Here is a 17,302-nt window from a genome sequence, read left to right as displayed (position 1 = left end):
TTGGCTATGCCCTCCCTGACCCTACCGATCCAACGCAATGATCGGCACGGTTTGTTGCAAAAAAGAGAGCACGTTCATGCATCTCTATTCTGCGGGAGACAAGGTTGGCGGCTCTGCATCCGCCGTTTCCTGCGGCAGGAGCAGGTTAAGCAGGATGGCAACGACGGCGGCAGGGAGGACGCCCGACGTGAGCAGGATGCGCGCGGTTTCGGGCATGTGTGCCACGGCATCAGGTTCAAGCTGCAGGCCCAGCGCCAGCGATAGGCTGACGCCGAAAATCAGCATGTTGCGCTGGTTCCAGGTGACCCCAGCCAGCATTGAAAGCGCCGCCGAGGCTACCATGCCGAACATCACGATGACCCCGCCGCCCAGCACTTCGATAGGGATGGTGGTGATCACTGCACCGATCTTGGGCACCAGACCGCAGACCACGAGGAATACTGCGCCGAGCGTTACGACATGGCGGCTCATCATGCCGGTGATGGCGATAAGGCCGACGTTCTGGCTGAAGGTGGTGTTGGGCATCGCGCCGAACACCGCAGCCAGCGCCGTGCCGACGCCATCGGCGGCAACGGCGCCCTGCAGTTCGGCGTCGGTGGCGGGGCGGCCTGCGGTACCTTCGCAGATAGCCTCGACATCGCCGATGGATTCGATGGAGGAGACGAAGCCTGTCAGGACGAAGCCGAGGATGGCCGAGGCGGACAGGGCAAAGCCGAAGTGAAAGGGGTTTGGCAGCATCGCAACAGGCGCGCTGGTTACGGCATCGAACGAGATGCGGCCCATGGCCAGCGCCAGCAGGTAGCCCGCCATTAAGCCCAGCAACACAGAGGCCGTGGACCAAATGCCGCGCGCAAAGAATTTGAGGCCAAGGGTGGCGACCACGACAGTCCCGGCCAGAAGCCAGCTTTGCCCTGCCCCGAACGCGGGCGTGCCAATGGCAGGGACGCCCCCTGCGGAATACTGCACGCCAATGCGCATCAGCGACAAGCCGATCATCAGCACTACGAGGCCAGTGATCAGCGGCGGCAGAGCGAAGCGGACGCGGCCTACGAATATGCTGAGGAAGGCGTGAACCAGCCCACCGATCAGCGCTGCGGTGGTGAGCGCCGCCATGGCCTCCACGCCCTTACCCGCAACAATCGGGATCATTACCGGAATGTAGGCAAAGCTGGTGCCCTGCACCAAGGGTAGGCGCGCGCCGACCGGCCCCATGCCCACCGTCTGCATCAGCGTGGCAATGCCGGCAAACAGCATCGACATCTGGATCATGTAGATCAACTCGGACGGATCGGGCGAACCAAAGCCGAAGCCCGCCGCACCCGCGATGATGATTGGCGGGGTAAGATTTGATACGAACATCGCCAGCACATGCTGGATTCCCAGCGGCACGGCGAGGCCGAAGCCGGGGAAGAAATCGGGATCGCGGGCCTGTTCGCGGGTGACGGAGCCGAGCGTGGTCACAGTGTGCCGACCTCCTATGCCAGCGCCGTCAGGCGGTTGAGCGACTTCTGCGCGGCGGCAACGACAGCGCGGCGCGTGGTACGCACCAGTTCGCCATCGCGCACCACCGCGCGGCCTTCGACGAACAGATCACGCACACCCGAAGGTGGCGCGAGCACCAGTCCTGCGACCAGATCCCACGCGCCGGTGGAGGCAACAGTGGCCATGTCCCACACTGCGCAATCAGCGCGTTTGCCCGGGGTCAGGCTGCCAAGATCGCTGCGGCCCAGCACCTCTGCCCCGCCGCGTGTCACCAGACGCAGCGCCTCGCGGGTGGCGAAGGCGGTGGCACCATGCGCCACGCGCTGCAGCAGCATGGCCTGTCGCGCCTCGCCCAGCAGGTTGCCGGAATCGTTGGAGGCCGAGCCATCAACGCCCAGTCCTACATTAACCCCTGCGTCCACCATGCTCCGCACCGGGGCAATGCCCGAACCGAGGCGGCAGTTGGAGCCGGGGCAATGGGCCACGCCCGTGCGGGTGCGGGCAAACAGGTCAATCTCTTGGCGGTCGAGCTGGACGCAATGTGCGTGCCATACGTCGGCGCCGGTCCAGCCGAGTTCTTCGGCATATTGGCCGGGGCGGCACCCGAAGCGTTCAAGGCTGAAGGCCACATCGTCGGCGTCTTCGGCCAGATGCGTGTGCAGCATCACGCCCTTTTCGCGCGCCAGCAGTGCGGCATCGCGCATCAGGCCCTGACTGACCGAGAACGGCGAACAGGGCGCAACGCCCACACGCACCATCGCGCCGTCCGTAGCGTCATGGAACCGGTCAATCACGCGGATGCAGTCGGCAAGGATTGCATCTTCGCGCTCAACCAGACTGTCAGGTGGCAACCCGCCCGCGCTTTCCCCCACGCTCATACTGCCGCGCGTGGCGTGGAAGCGCAGGCCAATGCCTTGCGCTGCATGGATCGTGTCATCCAGCGTTACGCCGTTCGGGAACAAGTAGAGGTGGTCTGAACTCATCGTGCAGCCCGACAGCGCCAGTTCGGCAAGGCCGAGTTGCGTGGCGGCAAAGACATCGTCGGGCGTATAGGTCGCCCAGATAGGATAGAGCCGCTTGAGCCAGCCAAACAGCGAAGCTTCAGTCGCGCCGGGCAGCGCGCGGGTCAGCGTCTGGTAAAGGTGGTGGTGCGTGTTGACGAGGCCAGGTGTGACCACGCAGCCTGCAGCCTCAACAATTTCGCTCGCGTGTCCGGCCAATGGGGCAAGTTCGGCAGTAGTACCAACGGCCAGCACCACACCATCGCGCATGGCTACTGCGCCGCCTGCAATCTCGGTCCCCGCATCATCCATCGTGGCGACAACGGCAGCATTGCGGATGAGCGTCAGTGCCATGTCAGTGAGCCCCTCTCACTTCGGCGGGGCCTTTTCATATTTGTCCCAATTGCCGGTAATCTCGTCCACCACTTTGCCGCCGACAATGTAAAGCGCTTCAAGCGCCGCCGTCATCCCGGCATAGCCCTGATTTTCGCCGAGCAGATAGCCTGCAGGCTCAACCCCTGGGGGTGGCATGGTGAAATTGCTGGCGGAGCGCAGCACCATCACCCGATTTCGGTCGGCACGGCCCACTTTGGTAAGGTACTCGATCGACTGGAACGTGCCGGTCTCTTCCATCGCGGAAGTCACGAATTCGCCCTTCCCGCGCGTCCAGAATTTGGTCCAGTCGTTGGCCCATTGCGTCATCTTTGCCCCGTGCCAAAAGGTCATCGCGGCAAGGTTATCGCCCTTCAGGACGAATGGCGGCTTTTGCGCATTGGGAAAGCCGGTGAACTTCTTGCGTTCAGCCGCAATGAGCGCGTCGTCGGGCAGTTTCACGTCTTTGGTGAGCGCGAAGGCCCATTCTTGCAACGCCGGGTTCAATTCGAACATTTCGCCATTCTCGGGCGGTAGCGGCGTGGGGTCCATCGGCCCCTTGCTGTGCAGCGCAAAGTAGCCGCTTTTCCAGTCCGCCGGAATTTCGCGTGCATCAATCTCGTGCGCGATATCGCCATCGATCAGGTAGCGCGCCCATGCGGCTGAACCTACCGAGGCATCTTCGGGGTCAATCCCGGCAATACCTGCAATGAGCCAATACGCTTTGGACAGGTCCAGCCGCTCATCCAGCCCGAGCGCCAGAGTGGCAGTGGCCGATTTGATCGAACCCATGCCGGTGACAATGACAAGCACCCCAGTTTCAGGATCATAGGCAAGGTCATGCCAGCCTTGCGGAAAGGGCAGCGTGACCGAAAGGTTGCGGCGTTCCTTCCACATCTGGAATTCGCCGGGCTTGTCGCCCGTGTCCTTGCCGATCTCGAACATGGTGACAACGACTGCGCGCACCGGCAGCTTGGCCAAGCAGGCGCGTGCTGGCGTGCAAGCCTGAACCGCCGCAATTGTGGCAGCGTCGGCCACGGGAGCGGCATGAGCCTGGGATGCTGCGGCCAGACAGGCCGCAGCGAAAGCCGCTGAGAAACGCATGGATTATCTGTCCTTTAATATAGCCAGTGCGAGGAGCGGCGGGAGAGAAAACCGCCCCTCGCACCAAGAGTTCTGACCGGACCAAACGTCAGAACTTGTAGACCACCGAAGCCTGCCAGTTGCGCGGGCGTTCGGGCAGCGCAATCGTTGCGCCGAACAATTCGGTAAAGTTGGCGCGGAAGTAGCTGGCGTTGGTCGCGTTCTTTACCACCGCGCGGAACAGCCACGGCCCGGTCTTGAACGAGGCGCTCAAGTCAACCAGCGTGTAGGCAGGAAGCTTGACCACCTGTGATTGTCCCGAGAACACTGCGGGCACCCGGCTGATGCTTCCAGCAACGGCGAGACCGTTGTCGAAAGAATAAGTTGCCGTTGCCGAGTACAGATCTTCAGGAATACCCGCGCGGCGCGATGCGTTTCGGTTGGGGATCGGCACCAGACCGATGGGCTGACCACCCCAAAACAGCGCCGGGTTGATGCCCTTCAGGTCTTCGGCGCCAAAGAAGCTGAACAGCGACCCATCGCCGATGGCGGTCAGGTTTTCGACCTTGGTCTTGGTATAGTTGGCCGAAATCAGGAAGTGCCGGTCAACCGACCAGCGGATTTCCGCTTCGATCCCCTTCGTCTCGACTGCCTGGTTGGTCACGATGGCCTGTGCGTTGCGGTCAACGCGAGTCTGCTTGTAAACCGCCAGAGCAGCATAGAGGCGGCTGTCGAGGAAGCTGCCTTTGACCCCACCTTCATAGAGCTTGGAAGCACTGATGAAGGCCCCGGACAGAGCGTCTGCGGTGGTGATTTCAGCGCCTTGCCCAGCCACCACAGTCGATTGACGCGAGATGGTGACGTAGGGGATGATGCCGAACGGCAATTCATAGTTGGCACTAGCCGACCATGACCAGCCACCCTTGGACCTCTTGGCCGATCCTGCTGCAGCCGGATTTTCAAGCAGCGGCGCAAAATCGGCGGTCGTCACTTCGATATGATCGTAACGCGCGCCCAGCGTGACATCGAGACCGAAGCTGAAGTCAAAGTCCGCAAGCGCGGCCATACCATAGTCGGTGTAGTGACCGATGTTGTAGGTCGTGAACTCGCAATTACACTCTGTCGACAGCAAACGGTCAGACCGGGCATCATAGCCCTTGGTCAGATCGACACGGTTGAAGTACTCGTAGTTGAAATCGTCGCCGTGCTTGAAGTTTGTATAGCGGATTGAGGGCGATACCTGGAACGAGAACGTGCCCATATCACTTTTGAACTTCTTCGATACCACGATCCGGTTTTCGATCACGTAGGAATCGTGGAATTGCGAAAAGCCGTACTGGTTTTCACTGTCGTGCGAGTAACCATCATAAAACAGTTGGTTCTTGATCTCCAGATCGTTTCCGGCATCGAAGATCAGGTCGAGGTAGGCCGTCTTGGCAATGTTATCGAGCTTGTCATCCTCGGCCGTCAGCGTGTTACGGCGGTCAAGCTTGGCTGTGCCGACATTTTGCAGATTCAGCGCAGTGTTGGTAAAGCACGCAGCCGTGATCGACGATGCGAAAGGGTTCCCTCCGCATGCAAATCCGCCGAACGGATTGAGATTGGCAACGCGCGCCTCTGCATGCGAAATCTGGCCATCACCATTGGTATCCAGCGACTGTGCCTGACCCGTGATGTAATTGCCGTTGTCGACCAGATCCTGCGTCAGGCGGTTCCAGCCGCCGTTCTGCTGGCCTTTGTAATTGTGATACATGCCGCCGAATTCGAGGCGCAGGTTGGGCGCGATATCAGCATCGAACGCAGCCTGAAGCACAGTCTGGGCGGTTTCCATATTGCGGTAGTAGCTGCCCGAATCCTCAACCTGGCCATAGAGGCTGAAGCCGAATTCCTGCCCACCGATCTTGCCGGGACCACGCACTTGCGCCGAGAGCACATTGCGTGCCCAGCTGCCAGCCGTGTAAGAAAATTCGCCTTCGACCGTGCCCAGATATTTGCCGCCAGCAGCGCGTGCTGAAAGCGGGGTGAAGTTCATGTAGCCGCCGGTCTTTGACGGACCGTAGATTGGCGAGGCCGGTCCACGCACGATATCGATACGATCTGATGCTGCGATCGGGGTCGGATAGTTGCCTGAGTTATCAAGGCGGCGAATACCACGGAAGTAGACTTCGCCAGGTGTACCGCGAATGTCGAGCGCGCCGCCGACGCCGAAGAACGAGTTGGTGAACACGCCCGGCGATTGCGAGACGAGATCGTAGATTTCGGTAATGCCGAAGCGTTCAATCTGTTCACGGCTGACGGTCGACGCCGAACGCGGGGTTTCCACAATCGTCTTGTCGAAGCCGAAGATCGAGCTGACGTCTGCTGTAGGCAGAGCGCCGAGCGAGCCTGTGACGACGATTTGCTCTGCGTTGCCGTCCGAAGCCTGCGGCTCTTCCTGCGCGAAGGCTGTACCTGTCAGCGCCGTACAGGCCAGCAGGGTGGCAAGGCCACGGGCGAGGTAGCGGGTGCGGCGCTTTGTCTGTTCTGCGAGTTTGATCCGGTCTTGCATTGACGTAACCCCCCTTGGACGCTTTTTACGCTCCGTCTTCCCCATCGAAGATCAGATGCGCTTGGTTGAACCACGCCTCTCCCAGTTGTTTTTCCCGTGCCGTCGTCCCTTCGATCACGCCGCAGCTTGGCGGGCGATACGCAAGTCGCGCACCTTGTCTTTCGTTGTTGCCACAAGTGAAGTTGAGCGCTGCGGAATACTCATGGCCCTTTTGCCCGCTTCAAACGTTCGTCTTCAAACCGTGCAAAGCGCTGCTCCAGCTCTGCTTGCAGGGCAGCTTTCTTGTTTTCTGACAAGAACTTGGTGCATCCTGACGATGCGGGATCAGTGCAGGCTGAGACGGGTTTCAACGCCGCCGGATCGCTCCACAGCGCTGCGCCCGGAAGGAAGGAATAATGAAGACTGGCGCGGGCGACTTTCTTGAGATCGGCATAGGAAAGCCCCTGCTCTCGCACGGCGCGAACGTATTCATTGGTCATGTCAGACCGCAATACGCCCTGATCGTCAGTAGACAGGACCACCGGTACGCCGTGCGCGCGATAAAGGTTGAGCGGATGATCTGCGCCCTTGACGCCAAGGATCACATCATTGCTGGTGAGATTGATTTCGACCGCCACACCATCGCGCGCCATGCGAGCCATCGTGTCTTCGGCAGCATCTTCAAACGCAATGCCCGTGCCATGGCCAATGCGTTTTGCGCCCAAGGCTACAGCCTGTGCGATATGATCGCGGAAATCCTGCGGCGGCACGAGGCCGAGCGTCACTTCGCCTGCATGGAGTGAGAGCTTTACCTTCGGGTACTTGGCAGCGAGGAAGCGGATCATCGCCATGTGCAGCTTGTAATCGCGCCGCGCGGGGTAAGCGTCCTCGGGCATGACGATATTCACGCCGACAAAGCGCGGATCGGCATCGGCGATCATGAAGCCCAGGATCAGCGAACGGTACACCTGTCCCGGTGGCAAGGCCCGTAGTGCCTGAAACAGGTATTGCACCGCAACCTTGCAGCCCGGCTCGGCCGCCGCGGTGCCGCATGCCATAGCCTTTTCAGCTGCCGCCTCATCGGCATTGAGTTCGGCCTGCGCCTTGGACAGCAGCGGGGCAAGGGTCTTTGACTCTGCAGCATAGCGGCTGGCCAAATCAGCCTCGGTCAGAGGACCAGCCGGTGCATCCAGCACCGTTGATCCCAGTGTGGCCGTGTTGTGATCGAGTTCGAGGTAGGAGAGATTGTCGCTTGCCGCGATGCGCCGGGTTGCCGTCAGCATCTTGGCCGTTTCGCCTGCGATCGGGCCGAACCGACTGAAGGATTCAAAAAACTGGTTGTGACCGGTCACATCGTTGCGACCAACCCCGCGCTGCCAGCCGCGCGTGGACATGGAATTGACCAGCCGGTCATAGCCGAATTCGTCCGCCACCGCGAAACGCTCAATCGCTCGTTCTGCCGGGCATGGCGGTGGCTCTATCGTCAATCCGTTGGCAGTGACGCAAAAGCCCTTGGCACCAGCCCAAGCGATGAAATCCTCAGCATAGATCGCGCCGGCCAGATGGTTGTGCAGATCACCGCCCTTGGGCATTCCCCGCAGGAATACGCGCAAGGCGGGAGGGCTGTCCTTTGCCTGATCCAGCAAGGCCGCCACGGCTGCTTCGCGGGCAAGATCGGGAGCGGGGGCATTGGCCGATGCAACAGCCGGGCACACTGCCAGCGCCCCCACGACAACCGCTTCGCGCATGCGTGCGCGCCAGCCAGATGCCGTGAACGTCCCTGCCATGTATGGTCCCTCCATCGCGAAAAATGCGATGGTGAGTCGTTAAGGACTTGACCTGTTTCACACAAACGCAATGAATCCGACACAGCGTTGCAAAAAACAGGTAGCCCCCAGCCGTGCCAGCCTTCTCCCGATTCCTGCGATATTTCATTGCGGTTGGCCGCCTTGGCTCGATCCGCAAGGCCGCCGATGAACTCAATGTCTCCGCCTCGGCCATCGACCGACAGATCCTAAATGTGGAAGCCGAGATCGGCATGCCGCTGTTTGAACGCCTGCCTACTGGGCTGCGTCTGACCTCAGCGGGCGAGATCATGATGGCCGCCGGGGGGCGCTGGCAAAAGAGCCTGAGCGAAGTACGCGCCCAGATCGAGGATTTGCGCGGATTGAAGCGCGGCCATGTTGAGATTGCGGTGATTGATGCGCTCACCAAAGGTGCCATTCCAGCTGCGATTCAATCGATCCAGAGCCGCTATCCCGGCATTACCATCGATGTGAAAGTGACCGGCAACGACCAGGTCCGCCGCATGATTGCCAGCAACGAGGTGGATTTCGGCATCTTCTTCGATCCGCAATCCTACCGCGACATCACCGTGCGCGCCTTTGTGGACGTGCACCTTGGCTTTATCACGCCGGCCGGGCACCCGTTTGGCGAGCAGGGAGAGGCGCGATTTTCCGCCTGCATCGGATCACCCGTAGTCGTGCCATCAACTGCGTTGGCCGTGCATCAGCAGATTGCCGTGCTGGAGGGCACCACCCGCGCCACGCTCGACAAGAAGGTGACCAGCAACAACATCCAGATGATAACATCGCTGGTGCTGCAAGGCGTGGGCATCGGGATCCTGACCTCGCTTGATGTGATAACAGAGGTGAAGGCAGGACTGCTGTCGTTCACCCGAATTTCCGATCCCGTGCTGCGCCCAATGACGCTGGCCCTGTGCACCGCCACGGCGCGCCCGCCGTCTTACGCTGCCGATATCGTGCTGAGCGAGATGCAAACCGCGTTTGGCCGGTTGGCCTATCCGGCGGGCGCAGCCAAAACCGCATAGCGGGCTCCAGAGCGGCGCAAAAAGTCGTGGGAACCGCGATTGCTCTGCACGGCATCAGGCGATACCTGCAAATCTTGTCAAGCTGCAAACGGACTTTCCGGACATGATCGATTCCGCCGCTCCGGTGCTCAATTACATCGCGTATGAGGACTTCCTCGCCAAAGTGCGCGGCCTTTCGCGCACGCTGGCGGCTGATCGCTGGAAGCCTGATTTCATCATCGGCATCGGGCGTGGTGGGCTGGTTCCGGCGGTCTATATCAGCCACGAACTGCAAGTGCCGATGCTGTCGGTCGACCATTCCTCCAAAGTGCCCGGCTTTGCCGACGAACTGTTGGGCAAAGTGGCTGGAAAATCAGCCGATGGCACGCGGCTGCTGTTTGTTGATGATATCAACGACAGCGGCGGCACCATCGTCTATATCCGCAACCTTCTTGCCGAAAACGGCTGCAACCCTGACAACTTGCGGTTTGCGGTGCTGATGGACAATTGCCGGTCGCAAGCGCGCGTCGATTACGCGGCTGAGGAAATCGACCGTGCGCAGGACAAGCGCTGGTTCGTGTTCCCATGGGAAGCGGTGATGACCGCAAAAACGCTGGCAGAAGAAGCACAGGCCGTGCCCGAACGCTTGGCATGACATCATGCGGATACTCCTGACCGGATCGACAGGCTGGCTTGGCCGGTTTCTGGCACCCCGCTTGCGCAGCGCGGGACACAGCGTGGTCGGCCTCGATGTCGCGCCTGGTCCTGACACAAAGGTTATCGGATCGGTGGCCGATCCGGCTGTGGTGAAAGAAGGCTTTGCCCACGGTATCGACGCCGTCATCCACGCCGCCGCGCTGCATAAGCCCGATATCGTTCGCTACCCGGAACAAGCGTTCATCGACGTTAACGTCACTGGCACGCGCAACCTGTTGAGCGCCGCAAAGGCTGCGGGGCATGATCGCTTTATCTTCACCTCAACCACATCGCTGATGATCAGCCAGACGGTGCGCGATGAGGCGAGTGACGCTGCGGTATGGCTGGACGAGCAAACCGGCCCGCTGGCGCCACGCAACATCTATGGCGTGACCAAGCTCGCCGCCGAAGGCCTTTGCCGCATCTACGCACACGAACATGGCCTGCCTTGTGTGGTCTTGCGCACCGGGCGCTTTTTCCCCGAAGATGACGATACGCTGAGGCAACCGTCAGGCGAAAATCTGAAAGCCAACGAGCTTTTGAACCGCCGACTGACGGTGGAAGATGCGGCAGATGCCCAAATCGCCGCTTTGGAACGTGCGCCAGACCTGGGCTTCGATCTGTTCCTGCTGTCTGCCCCCACGCCTTTCAGCCGCAACGAAGTGCGTGAACTGAAATCAGACGCACAAGCGGTAATCGCGCGCTATTTTCCCGATGCTGCCAGCCTTTATGAACAGCGTGGTTGGACCCTGCCCACGAGTATCGGACGGGTTTACGATGCGTCCCATGCCGAACGCCGTTTGGGGTTCCGCTGCAAAACCGGATTTCCGCAAGTGCTCGACGCTTTGCGCGAGGGCGGGCCGCTGCCATTCGCGCACGATCCGGCCTATACGTCGCCCGCGCTGGCGAACTGAAAGCCCGTTGAGATTGCCCAGACTATCGCAAGGATCACTGTCAGCCCGATCAGCGCCCGAATTGGAGACCAGCGGACGCTTTCAATGGTTTCACCAGCCTCCAGATCGCGCCTGCCGGTGATCATCGGGCCGATCAGATCGCGCCCGACAAGGAACTGGTAGTAGCCGATCGCGCAGACATGCAGGCCGATCAGCGCCAGCGCCGCCTTGAACGCGATTTCATGAATTTCCGCCGCTGCGCGGCCGCCATCAAAGCTTAAAAATCCGGCCAAAGGCCCCGATTCCAGCCCATCCACATCCACCGAAAACAGCCCTGCCGTAACCAGTGTCAGCAAGACCAGCAGCAGCGCCGCAACGCTCCACCCACCTAGCGGATTATGCCCATCGGTAGCATGCTCATCCGAAGCTTTGCGCGCATAAGCAAGGACTTCTCCCGGCCTCTTTACAAACTGTGCGAAGCGCGCGGTGCGCGATCCGGCAAGGCCCCAGAACACCCGGAACAGTAGCAGCGCCACGATCAGCATGCCCGATTGCCGGTGCCATTCCATCTCATGGTTTTCCCCGCTCCACCACGAAAACGTGAACAGCCCCAGCAACGACCAGTGGAACAGCCGCACCGGCACATCCCAGACGCGGACTTTTTCCGTCACGACGAAACCCCTTTTGCAGCCTTATCGCCGATCAATCGTCGGCGCGGAACTGCTTGTGGCATGCACCACAAGTGCCGCCAACAGCCTTGAACTGCGCGCCGATGGCTGCTGCGTTGCCGGTGCCGCTGACCAAAACCAGCTTGTCCGCTTCGGCAATCAGCTTCTTGGCGTGACCATCAAACGTCGCACGGTCGGTCCAGATCGCGGGCAGTGCGTCTGTCTTCACGCCAGCGCCCGGGCCGGTGCCCTTGGGAAACAGAGGAACCTGTGCGCGGGCCATGGCGGCGATGGTCTTGGCGGCTCCTGCCATCTTCACCTTGTCCGCGCTGCCGGCCAACTCATCCTTGATCACCTTCATCGCGCCGCCCATTTTCTTGAAGTTGGCTTGGCGCGCGCCGATCGTGTCAGCCGGAGATGCTGCGATGGCAAGCGTTCCGCCTGCTGCGGCGACAAGAGCGATAGCGGCGGCAATAGTGCGGATACGGGGCTTGTTCATGGCAAGGTCCTGTCTTGTTGCAGCGTGATCAAAACGGCTTCAGCGCCAAAGCGGAAGGCGGCTTTTGGGGAAACACTTTCAAATATGCCTCGCGGACTGTGGCAAGGCCATCTTCAACCATTTTTGCGGCCGTGCGTCCATACTTGTCGGCAATGTCTGTGCGCGCGCCACGGCTTGCCAATACGCGCAGCATTGGTTCAAGGTCAGGATGCCAGCCACTGCTTAATGCGCGATGCAGTGCGGTCATCCCATTGGCATCAGTGATGTCGACGTTGGGTGCATAATCGAGCGCCAGCGCGAGCGCATCTGCGCTCTGCCCGGATGCAGCAGCCAGCAAGATGTTAGTGCCGTTTGCCAGAACAAAGGCCTTGTCTGCCCCCGCAGCCGCCAGCAGCCGCATCGCCTCGGCCTGCCCGGCCTGCGCCGCACTGAACAGCGGTGGCGTGGGAGGAACGGGCGGCGGCGGCACGCCAAAATTGGCCTCGGTCACCCAGACGACGCGCGATGGGCCGGTCAGAGCATTGGGATCGGCCCCCTTTGCCAGGAGTGCTGAAACCAGCACCCCCTGCCCCGCTGCTGCCGCCACATGCAGCGGGCGGGTGCCGTTGCGGTCAATTTCGGCCAGGTCCCAACTGCCGCGCGCCAGCAAGAGTTGCGCCGCCCCCCAGTTCTTTTGATAGAGCGCCAATTGCAAGGCACTGGTGTTTTCCGGCCCGCGATGACGAATGTCTGCGCCTGCCTGGACCAGCAGTTCCACCGCATCACCATTGCCGCCCGCAATGGCGAAGAACAGCGGCGTAAAGCCCTCCGCCGCCCTGCGGTTTGCTTTCGCGCCCGCTTTGAGCAGCAGCGCCACCGCATCTGCCTTCCCGGCAGAAGCGGCCCACATCAGCGGGGTTTGCCTGCGCGGATCGGGGGTGTCGGGCTTGGCACCCTTAACCAACATCGCGGCCACGGTTTCGGCAGACGCAAACCGCGCGCACAGGGCCAGCGGCCAGGCCCCTTCGGCTCCCGGCTTGCGTGGATCGGCACCGGCATCCAGCAGCGCCTGCACGATGGCGGCGTTGCCACGCTCGCATGCCAGCGCCAGCGGGGTCAGCCCATTGGCATCGGCAAGGTTCGGCTTGGCCTCATGCTTTAACAGCAGCGTGACGAGAGCGGGATCCTGCACTTCCACCGCGCGGGCGAGCGGGCTTTCGCCATAATCGAGCGCCGCGTTGGCATCCGCACCGCGCTCAAGCGCTGCCTGCAGAGCCACTGCATCGTCTGCCGCAATCGCAGTCGCAATGACATCTGGCACCGACATCGCGCCAGCCAGCAGAAGCCCTGCCACCAGCTCAAGCATCAGCCAAACCCTTGAGCGGCCCGATGCTATCGCCAAAGCTTGTCGCCGGAACGCCCAGCAGGTTCAGTCCCGCCAGCATCAGGTCCGACATCGGCGTGCCCTTGGCTACCTCCAGATGCCGCCCACCTTTCACCAGCCCGCCGGCCAGGACTACGGGTAAGTCCATGAAATCATGGTCGTTTGAATCACCAAAGGCCGATCCGCGAAGCACCAGCATGCTATCGAGCAGCGAGCCTTCGCCATCGCGAGTCTCCTTCAGCCGTGCCAGCATATAGGCGAAGAACTGCATGTGATAGCGGTTGATGACCGCCAGCTTGCCCATCTTGTCCGGGCTGCTGCCATGGTGGCTGAGCATGTGGTGCGAATCCGGAATGCCGATTTCCGGGTAAGTCCGGTTGGAAATCTCACGCCCGATCATGAACGTGCCGACGCGCGTCATATCGGCCTGCAGCGCCATGACCTGCAGATCGATCATCAGCTTCACATGTTCGGCAAAATCATCAGGAATGCCCGCCGGGGCTTGGATCGAGGTGGTCTGCGCAGTGGCTGGAGAGGCTTGCGCACGCTGAATGCGTTTTTCGATGGCGCGGGTGGCGTCCATGTATTCGTTCAGCTTGTGCCGGTCTTCCATGCCTAGCGCGCCCGTCAACCGCGCCGCATCCTCGCGCACGAAATCGAGGATCGAGCTCTGCCGACGCAATTGCGCCAGACGGCTTTTCTCGTCCAGCGCTTCGCCATCGCCGAACAACCGCTCAAACACCTCGCGCGGATTGGCGGTTACGGGCAGCGGCACGGTTGGCGTCAGCCACGAAATGCCGTTGGTATAGGCGCAGGAATAGTTGATGTCGCAACTACCCAGTAGGCTCGCCTGATCCACGCCGAGTTCGAGCGAGGGGATTTGCGTCGCGTCTCCCAGATGTGCGGCGAACAGCTGATCCATTGACACGCCGCAGCGAATGTCCGGGCCTTCGGTCTGCTTGGCCCGGGTGCCGGTGAGGAACGCCGGGCACGAACGGCCATGCCCCGCTGGCCTGTCACCAAAGGCCGCCGCCTGCGCATGGCCAAGGCCGCTGACCACCAGAATATCCTTGCGGTGCGGCTCAAGCGGCCCGAGCGTGGACGGCAAGGTGAAATCCGCGCCGGTGCCGGTGGGCCGGTATTCGGCCATGGTCATGCCATTGGGCGTGTAGAACACCTGAAAGCGCTTGGGCCGCTGCGCCACATCGGCGGCGCCGGCACTTGGCATCATCGCCTCAAGGAACGGCAGCGCCATCGTGGTGCCAAGCCCTCGCAACACGGTGCGGCGCGAAAGGGCTGCGCGGCGCACAATCACTTGGCCGCTCCTGCACGCGCGACGTTCAGCGCTGCGGGAGCTTTGCGCATGGTAAAAGCCGGGCTGGTGACAATGCCCCGAACGATGGTCTGCACGCGATAGTCCTCCTGCGCGGCCTTGCGCGCAATTGCACGGACCGCTGGCATGTCATTCGGCCCCAGCCCGCGCGCGAGGGCATAAGTCATCAGCCGCTCGGTAAAGGCCTGCGCAAATTCATCGCGCCGGTCGAGCAGCACTTGCTGCAGCCCGGTGAACCCTTTGATCGCGCGGCCTTCGGGCAACGTGGCCGTGTTGTCGATCGCCTGGCCCGCATCGACCGTGCGCCACGCGCCCACCGCATCGAAGTTCTCCAGCGCAAAGCCCAGCGGGTCCATCTTGGTATGGCAGGCGGCGCAGCTGGGATTGGCGCGGTGCAGTTCCAACTGCTGGCGCGCGGTAAGCTTGCGGCCATCATGCTCTGCCTTAAGCGCGGGCACATCAGCCGGTGGCGGGGGCGGCGGTGAGGCCAGCATGTTGTCAAGAATCCACTTACCGCGCTTCACCACCGAAGTGTGATTGCCATAGGAGGTGACTGTCAGGATGCTCGCCTGCCCAAGCAGCCCACCCCGTTGCATGACAGGATCGAGGCTGACCTTGCGGAACGCCGTGCCGCTCACGCCCGCAATGCCATAGTGCTTGGCAAGCCGCTGGTTGAGGAACGTGTAATCGGCGCGGATGAAATCCGTCACCGGGCGGTTCGCGCCCATCACGTAGGAGAAAAACATCTTCGTCTCGCCCGCCATTGCCGTACGCAGGCGGGTATCGAAATCCGGGAACTCGGTGATATCGGGGCGCTGCTGTTCAAGGTTGCGCAGATAGAGCCATTGGCCTGCAAAGTTCTCGGTCAGTGCCTGCGCTTTGGGGTCAGCCAGCATACGCGCAATTTCTGCATCGATCATGCCGGGTGCGCGCAAGCCGCCGTTTTCCGCCAGCGACAGCAGCCGTTCATCAGGAATCGAACTCCACAGGAACAGCGCCATGCGCGTGGCCAGATCAAGATCGGACACACCATAGGCCACACCCGCAATCCCCGCAGGCGGCGGGCTTTCCACCACGAACAGGAATTGCGGCGAAACGAGAATGGCCTCGACCGCCGCCTCGATCCCTTGCTCGAACGAGGCCCCTGCCCGCTCAGCGGAATAGAGCCGCATCAAAGGCGCGATATCACCTGTCGAAACCGGCCGCCGCCATGCGCGTCGTGCCAGCGACGAGACGATCTTGCGCGCGCAAGGCTCTTCTTCAGCGGCGCTGCGTGGACGGCATCGAAACACCGCGCGCTGGCTTGGCGTTTCGGCCATACCCTTGACGTCATAAGGCCCGGCCACATCCAATTGCAGCACATCGCGCGGAAAATTGCGCTGCGAATAGCGCGGATGCATGCGCCACGACGGCACCTGCAATGTGCCCGCGCGCTGGCCATCCACCCACACGTCCAGCGGCAGCAGCTTGGGCTTGTCGAGCGGCAGTGGCACATAATCGGTATTGTTGCGCAGCCACTGCACGCTTTCATCGGGCCAGGTCTGCCGCCGGAACGAAACGCTGATGCGGTGCGTCCCAGCCGTCATCGGCACCCGCAGCGTATAACGGTCCTCGGTCAGCCGGTCGTTCTCGTTGTTGGTATTGGAATTGAGCCAGGTGACGACATCATACAGTCCATCATAACGCGCATAATAGCGCACCGCCGCGCCCCCGCGCGATGCCAGCGGAAGGTCGCCTCCACCCAGATTGGTGGTGGCCCGTTCGTTGAAGGCTGGAATGCCCGAATTGCCGACCGAGCCATCCTTTGGCACCTGCCAAGTCGTTACAAAGGCGCGCGCTGGTACAAGGCCAGTCGCTTGCCGCGCCACTTTGCCTGCCACCGCCACATAGCGTTCCATCAATGTGGGCGAGACGCTCAACACATCGGCGATGTTATCGAAGCCGAAGCCCGAATTGTCCGGCGGCAGATCGCGCGCCACATCGGCCTCAACCCCCAGTAAATCCCTGACAGCGTTGGCATATTCCACGCGGTTCAGGCGACGCACCGCACTTTTGCCTGGATCGGGATGCGCGGCCACATATTGCGCGCGTACGGTATCCAGCCATTCGACCATCGCCGCGCGCTGCACCATATCAGGCTGCGGCTTGGAATGCGGCGGCATTTCTCCTGATGCCACGCGACGCAGGATTTTCTCCCACGCTTCGGCATTGCGGCCGGTGGCAACATCGCTGGCCTTGAGATCGGCGACCGATAGCCCCGCCACATTGTCAAAATCATTGTGGCAACGCGAACAGTACTTATCGAGCATAGGCTCAATCATCGCCGCGCGCCCATTGGCTAGCCCAGAAGCAGGAGAGCTATCAGCATTCGTCGAGGCGAAGAGGCAAGTGCCGGTTAGCAGCACGCTGGCGATCAGTGCAGTTCGTCCGGCGGGAACCCGCCAACCCGGCTTCATCCGAAATGCGCCCCTTATTCCGTTGTAGCAGGTCTGGCCAAATACCTGCTGCGCGGTGCGGACTATCGGGCGGAGGTGCATGCGTCCATTGCCATTAACCGGACGTTGCGTGTGCATTAT

Annotated in this window: 13 protein-coding genes; 3 read left to right on the top strand and 10 right to left on the bottom strand. The window is 61.5% G+C overall.

Features of this window, described 5'->3' with window-relative positions; genetic code table 11:
• Positions 1-84: 84 nt before the first annotated feature.
• The 5 genes from AC2A1F_RS13775 to AC2A1F_RS13755 all read right to left on the bottom strand — a co-directional run bounded on the left by AC2A1F_RS13775 (position 85) and on the right by AC2A1F_RS13755 (position 8,252).
• The gene (locus AC2A1F_RS13775; protein ID WP_484209338.1) at positions 85-1,461 is read right to left on the bottom strand and encodes a uracil-xanthine permease family protein; all 1,377 of its coding nucleotides are present in this window, start codon (positions 1,459-1,461) and stop codon (positions 85-87) included.
• Between the two features lie 14 nt (positions 1,462-1,475).
• A complete protein-coding gene (locus AC2A1F_RS13770) occupies positions 1,476-2,837 on the bottom strand; it encodes an 8-oxoguanine deaminase (RefSeq protein ID WP_484209337.1) in 1,362 nt (453 codons plus the stop codon).
• 15 nt (positions 2,838-2,852) lie between these two features.
• Positions 2,853-3,959, bottom strand: coding sequence for a purine nucleoside permease (locus AC2A1F_RS13765; protein ID WP_484209336.1), 1,107 nt, complete (start codon positions 3,957-3,959; stop codon positions 2,853-2,855).
• Between the two features lie 88 nt (positions 3,960-4,047).
• Positions 4,048-6,486 carry a TonB-dependent siderophore receptor gene (locus AC2A1F_RS13760; protein ID WP_484209335.1) on the bottom strand — a complete coding sequence of 813 codons (2,439 nt, stop codon included), beginning with the start codon at positions 6,484-6,486 and terminating at the stop codon, positions 4,048-4,050.
• 200 nt (positions 6,487-6,686) lie between these two features.
• Positions 6,687-8,252: an adenosine deaminase family protein gene (locus tag AC2A1F_RS13755; RefSeq protein ID WP_484209334.1), complete on the bottom strand. Its 1,566-nt coding sequence runs from the start codon at positions 8,250-8,252 to the stop codon at positions 6,687-6,689.
• Between the two features lie 113 nt (positions 8,253-8,365).
• Here AC2A1F_RS13755 and AC2A1F_RS13750 point away from each other — a divergent pair, with 113 nt between their 5' ends.
• The 3 genes from AC2A1F_RS13750 (at position 8,366) to AC2A1F_RS13740 (ending at position 10,884) form a co-directional block, all read left to right on the top strand.
• Positions 8,366-9,295 (top strand): LysR family transcriptional regulator, encoded by a 930-nt coding sequence (locus tag AC2A1F_RS13750; protein WP_484209333.1) that lies wholly within the window; start codon positions 8,366-8,368, stop codon positions 9,293-9,295.
• Between the two features lie 103 nt (positions 9,296-9,398).
• Entirely contained in the window at positions 9,399-9,929 is a 531-nt protein-coding gene (locus tag AC2A1F_RS13745) for a phosphoribosyltransferase (protein WP_484209332.1), read from the top strand.
• A gap of 4 nt (positions 9,930-9,933) precedes the next feature.
• Complete coding sequence (locus AC2A1F_RS13740; RefSeq protein WP_484209331.1) at positions 9,934-10,884, top strand: NAD-dependent epimerase/dehydratase family protein; 951 nt, start codon at positions 9,934-9,936, stop codon at positions 10,882-10,884.
• On the opposite strand, the gene AC2A1F_RS13735 is transcribed toward AC2A1F_RS13740, so the two are convergent.
• The 5 genes from AC2A1F_RS13735 to AC2A1F_RS13715 are packed head-to-tail and all read right to left on the bottom strand — an operon-like array spanning position 10,857 to position 17,263.
• Positions 10,857-11,534: a cytochrome b/b6 domain-containing protein gene (locus tag AC2A1F_RS13735; protein WP_484209330.1), complete on the bottom strand. Its 678-nt coding sequence runs from the start codon at positions 11,532-11,534 to the stop codon at positions 10,857-10,859. The two genes, AC2A1F_RS13740 and AC2A1F_RS13735, sit on opposite strands and share 28 nt — an antisense overlap.
• 31 nt (positions 11,535-11,565) lie before the next feature.
• Positions 11,566-12,030: a c-type cytochrome gene (locus AC2A1F_RS13730; protein WP_484209329.1), complete on the bottom strand. Its 465-nt coding sequence runs from the start codon at positions 12,028-12,030 to the stop codon at positions 11,566-11,568.
• 28 nt (positions 12,031-12,058) lie between these two features.
• Positions 12,059-13,375: an ankyrin repeat domain-containing protein gene (locus AC2A1F_RS13725; protein WP_484209328.1), complete on the bottom strand. Its 1,317-nt coding sequence runs from the start codon at positions 13,373-13,375 to the stop codon at positions 12,059-12,061.
• On the bottom strand, positions 13,368-14,708 hold the full coding sequence (locus AC2A1F_RS13720; RefSeq protein ID WP_484209327.1) for a DUF1552 domain-containing protein: 1,341 nt from the start codon (positions 14,706-14,708) through the stop codon (positions 13,368-13,370). The genes AC2A1F_RS13725 and AC2A1F_RS13720 overlap by 8 nt, the downstream gene beginning before the upstream one ends.
• Positions 14,705-17,263, bottom strand: a complete 2,559-nt coding sequence (locus tag AC2A1F_RS13715) for a DUF1592 domain-containing protein (protein ID WP_484209326.1) — start codon at positions 17,261-17,263, stop codon at positions 14,705-14,707. The genes AC2A1F_RS13720 and AC2A1F_RS13715 overlap by 4 nt, the downstream gene beginning before the upstream one ends.
• Positions 17,264-17,302 lie beyond the last annotated feature (39 nt).

Source organism: Novosphingobium sp. HNCC26BN242 (genome assembly GCF_057180525.1).
The sequence above is the reverse complement of the archived record's forward strand: the minus strand, read 5'-3'. Positions and strand labels throughout refer to the sequence as shown.

Bases quoted from the DNA above. Each gene is read 5' to 3' on its own strand.
- AC2A1F_RS13770 (WP_484209337.1), bottom strand. From the start codon at position 2,837: ATGGCACTGACGCTCATCCGCAATGCTGCCGTTGTCGCCACGATGGAT.
- AC2A1F_RS13765 (WP_484209336.1), bottom strand. From the start codon at position 3,959: ATGCGTTTCTCAGCGGCTTTCGCTGCGGCCTGTCTGGCCGCAGCATCC.
- AC2A1F_RS13760 (WP_484209335.1), bottom strand. From the start codon at position 6,486: ATGCAAGACCGGATCAAACTCGCAGAACAGACAAAGCGCCGCACCCGC.
- AC2A1F_RS13755 (WP_484209334.1), bottom strand. From the start codon at position 8,252: ATGGCAGGGACGTTCACGGCATCTGGCTGGCGCGCACGCATGCGCGAA.
- AC2A1F_RS13745 (WP_484209332.1), top strand. From the start codon at position 9,399: ATGATCGATTCCGCCGCTCCGGTGCTCAATTACATCGCGTATGAGGAC.
- AC2A1F_RS13740 (WP_484209331.1), top strand. From the start codon at position 9,934: ATGCGGATACTCCTGACCGGATCGACAGGCTGGCTTGGCCGGTTTCTG.
- AC2A1F_RS13730 (WP_484209329.1), bottom strand. From the start codon at position 12,030: ATGAACAAGCCCCGTATCCGCACTATTGCCGCCGCTATCGCTCTTGTC.
- AC2A1F_RS13725 (WP_484209328.1), bottom strand. From the start codon at position 13,375: ATGCTTGAGCTGGTGGCAGGGCTTCTGCTGGCTGGCGCGATGTCGGTG.
- AC2A1F_RS13715 (WP_484209326.1), bottom strand. From the start codon at position 17,263: ATGCACCTCCGCCCGATAGTCCGCACCGCGCAGCAGGTATTTGGCCAG.